Source organism: Candidatus Methylomirabilota bacterium (genome assembly GCA_035260325.1).
GTDB lineage: Bacteria > Methylomirabilota > Methylomirabilia > Rokubacteriales > CSP1-6 > AR19.
Genome location: DATFVL010000106.1, coordinates 1 through 3,828, shown reverse-complemented (window position 1 = coordinate 3,828; position 3,828 = coordinate 1). Strand labels below are relative to the sequence as shown.

The following is a 3,828-nucleotide window of genomic DNA, read 5'->3' as shown; positions in this document are numbered from 1 at the left end:
CTCCGTGACGGGCTTCAGCACGCGCGCGTAGTGCTGGGGCTGCCGGCGGCCGAGGAAGTTCCAGCGCTTCCTCACCGGCGCCATCTGGTCGAGGTCGAGCCGCGCGACGACCAGCTCGTCGCCCGTCGTCGCCGCTCGCGCGAGCACCTGGCCGAGCGGGTTGATGATGCACGAGCCCCCGATCAGCTCGACGCCGTCCTCGACGCCCGCTTTCGCGACGCCCACCACGAAGCAGAGGTTCGCGTAGGCGCCCGCGCGCATGCAGAGCTCGTTCAGCTCGAGTGCCAGCGGGGAGGTCGGCGTGTTGTACCCGATCAGGATGAGCTCGGCGCCCTCGAGCGCGAGGCAGCGGTAGCTCTCGGGGTAGCGGCGGTCCTGGCAGATCGCGATGCCCACCCTGGCGCCGGCGCAGTCGAAGACCTTGTAGCCCGAGTCGCCGTGGGCGAAGTAGTAGGGCTCGTAGACCTGCGCGAAGCCGTCCGGCGCCTTCGTGCCGGGGAGGTGGATTTTTCTGAACGTGCCGCAGAGGCGGCCGTCGCGGTCGGTGAGCAGCGCCGAGTTGAACCGCCGGCCGTCGGCCTTCTCGCAGAAGCCCGCGTGCACGGCCACGCGCGCCTGAGCCGCGCGCCGCAGGAGCGGCTCGAGGGCCTTGGGCGGCACCTCGGTCTCGAAGAACTGCTCGAAGTCCGGGCGGATCTTCTTCGGGAAATAGGTCGTCAGCGCCATCTCGGGATAGGCGACGACCTCGACGCCGTCACGGATCGCCAGTTCCAGGAGCGCGAGCATCCGCTCGACGATCTCCTCGCGGGGCGTGCCCTCGTTGTTCGGACCCATCTGCGCGGCGGCGACCTTTATCTGGCGCGGCATGGCGACCCTCCCCTGGTGCGTCCCGACGACCCACGCTGATACCGCATTCACGGGCGGCTGGCAAGCGGAGCCGGCGGGCGATTGACACGGGCGGCCCGAGTCGTGTAAGCGGAGGCCAGTCATGAGCGCGACGCGACGCACCGCGATCCGGGCCGGCGCCGTCATCGCCTTCGACGGCCGCGGCCATCGGCTGCTCCGGAACGGCGTGGTCGTGCTCGAGGGCGACCGCATCCTCCATGTGGGGCCGCGCTTCGACGGCACCGTGGACGAGACGGTCGACGCCGCCGACCGCGTGGTGACGCCAGGGCTCATCTCGACCCACGCCCACCTCGGCGGCTCGCCGCTCGACCGCTCGTTCATCGAGGACCGCGGCAGCCCGCAGTTCTGGTACTCGGGCCTCTTCGAGATGCTGCCGGTGCGGAGCGCGGCCCAGGACGACGAGGCCGGCCGCGCCTGCGTGGATTTCTCGATGGCCGAGCTGCTGCGCGGCGGCGTCACGACCGTCATGGAGATCGGCGGGCTCGGCGAGTACGTCGTCGAGCGCGCGGGGCGCTACGGCCTCCGCGTCTACATGGGGCTCGCGTTCCGCTCGGGCCGCTGGCTCACGCGCGACGGGCGGCGCGTCGTGTGGGAGTGGAACGAGGCCGAGGGCCGCGAGGGCCTGCGCCGCGCCGTCGAGTTCCACGCGCGCCACGACGGCGCCCACGGCGGCCTCGTCCGCTGCTTCTTCGCGCCGGCCCAGCTCGACACCTGCACGCCCGAGCTCCTCCGGGAGGCGAAGCGCCACGCCGACGAGCGGCGCTGCCCCTACCAGGTCCACGCCGGGCAGTCCGTCGTCGAGTTCAACGAGCTGCTGGCCCGCCACGGCAAGACGCCGGTCGCCTGGATGCACGAGCTGGGGCTCCTCGACCCGCGCACGATCCTCGGCCACGCGATCATCGTCGGCGGCTCGTCGTGGACCAATCACCCGGCGGGCGATCTCCGCCTGATGGGCGACGCCGGCTGCTCGGTCGCCCACGCGGTGTGGGTCTTCGCGCGGCGGGGCGTCGCGATGGAGTCGTTCGCGCGCTACCGCGCGGCCGGCGTCAACATGTCGCTCGGGACCGACACGAATCCACAGTCGGTCATCGAGGCCATGCGCTGGGCGGCGGTCGTCGGAAAGCTCGTGGAGCGCAACACCGAGGCGACGACCGCCGCCCACGTGTTCGACGCGGCGACGCTCGGCGGCGCCCGCGCTCTCGGCCGCGACGACCTCGGCCGCATCGCTGCCGGCGCCAGGGCGGACCTCGTGCTCTGGCGCGCGTCCTCGTGGCGGATGACGCCGCTGCGCGATCCCGTCAAGAACATCGTCTACAACGCGACCGACGAGGACGTGGACCGCGTCTACGTGGACGGCCGCCTCGTGGTGGACGGCGGGCGCGTCCTCGCCGCCGACGAGCCGGCGATCCTGCGCGGGCTCCAGGCCGCGGGCGAGCGCATGTGGCCGCGCATGGCGAAGCACGATTGGGCCGGCCGCGGCGCCGACGAGCTCTCGCCGCAGACCTACCCGGAGTGGAGCGGGTAGCGGCTCAGAGCGGCGGCCGGCGCCGGGCCCACTCCGTGTCCCGCTCGTAGGCGTGCGCCGCGCGGAGGAGCGTCGCTTCCTCGAAACGCCGACCGATCAGCTGGACCGAGAGCGGCAGGCCGGCGCGGGTGAACCCGCAGGGGACGGCGATCGCGGGCGTCCCGGCGAGGGCCGCGGGCGTCACGTAGGAGCGCCGGGTGAAGAACCTGCCGGCGACCTCCGCGCGCGACGTGATCGCGCCCTTGCCCGCGGCGATCGGCGGCGCCGCCTGGTGGGCCGTGGGGCAGAGCAAGAGCTCGAAGCGGTCGAGGGCGTGCAGGAGCTGCGTGCGGAGCAGCGCGCGCGCCCGCGCCGCCTGGTGGTAGGCCGCGGCCGGGATCAGGCTCGCCGTCAGGAGCCGCCGCCGCGTGCCACGGTCGTACTCCGGCGCGCGGCTGGTGAGCCAGCGCCGATGGACTCCCGCGCCGTCGGAATCCGCGAGCGCCATGAAGATCGCCCCCGCGAGCGGGACGAGCGGGAGAGAGATCTCCTCCACCGCGGCGCCGAGCGCCTCCAGGCGCTTGGCGGCCGCGAGGACCGCCGCGCTCATCTCGGCGTCGGTCTCCGGCCCGAGCGTGAGCTCGCGGATGAGCCCGATCCGCAGTCCGCGCACGCCGCCCTCCAGGGTCCGCGAATACTCCGGCACCGGACGGCGGCTCGTCCACGGGTCGCGCGCGTCGTGGCCCGCGACGACTTGGAGCAGGAGCGCCGCATCCTCCACCGTGCGCGCGAGCGGCCCCGGCGTGTCCATGGACCAGCAGAGCGGGAAGCAGCCGTGGCGTGAGACGCGTCCCCACGTCGGGCGCAGGCCGACGACGCCGCACCAGGACGCCGGCGTCCTCACCGAGCCTCCGGTATCTTCGCCGAGCGAGACGGCGCAGAGCCCAGCCGCCACCGCGATGCCCGAGCCCGACGAGGACCCGCCGGGATCGTGCTCGGGGTTCCACGGATTGCGTGGCTGGCCGAACGGAAACTCCTGCGTGCCGCCGAGGGCGAACTCGGTCAGATTCAGCTTGCCGAGGAGCACGCCGCCGGCGGCGGCGAGCCGCGAGATCACGGTCGCATTCTCTGAGGGGACGTGGCGCTCGAGGATGCGCGAGCCAACCGTCGTGAGAACGCCCGCGGTGTCGAACTGGTCCTTCACGGCGTAGGGGACGCCGTGCAGCGGGCCGAGCGGCTCGCCGCGGATCACCGCGCCGTCCGCCCGCCGCGCGGCCTCGAGCGCCGCGTCGGGGAGCGGCGTGATGTAGGCGCGGAGGCGCACGTCGAGCTTCTCGATGCGCGCGAGATAGATCCGAACGAGCTCGACTGGCGACACGCGCCGCTCCCGTACGAGGCGAGCGAGGGCCTCCGCGGGG

3 protein-coding genes are annotated in these 3,828 nt (G+C 73.4%); 1 reads left to right on the top strand and 2 read right to left on the bottom strand.

The window, feature by feature from the left end; genetic code table 11:
* Positions 1-867: nitrilase-related carbon-nitrogen hydrolase (locus VKG64_07325; protein HKB24852.1), on the bottom strand; the 867-nt coding region annotated here is incomplete at its 3' end.
* 121 nt (positions 868-988) lie between these two features.
* Here VKG64_07325 and VKG64_07320 point away from each other — a divergent pair.
* On the top strand, positions 989-2,431 hold the full coding sequence (locus tag VKG64_07320; protein ID HKB24851.1) for a chlorohydrolase family protein: 1,443 nt from the start codon (positions 989-991) through the stop codon (positions 2,429-2,431).
* A 4-nt stretch (positions 2,432-2,435) separates the two neighbouring features.
* Here the strand turns inward: VKG64_07320 and VKG64_07315 are convergent.
* The coding region (locus VKG64_07315) for an amidase (protein ID HKB24850.1) at positions 2,436-3,828 on the bottom strand (1,393 nt) is incomplete at its 5' end.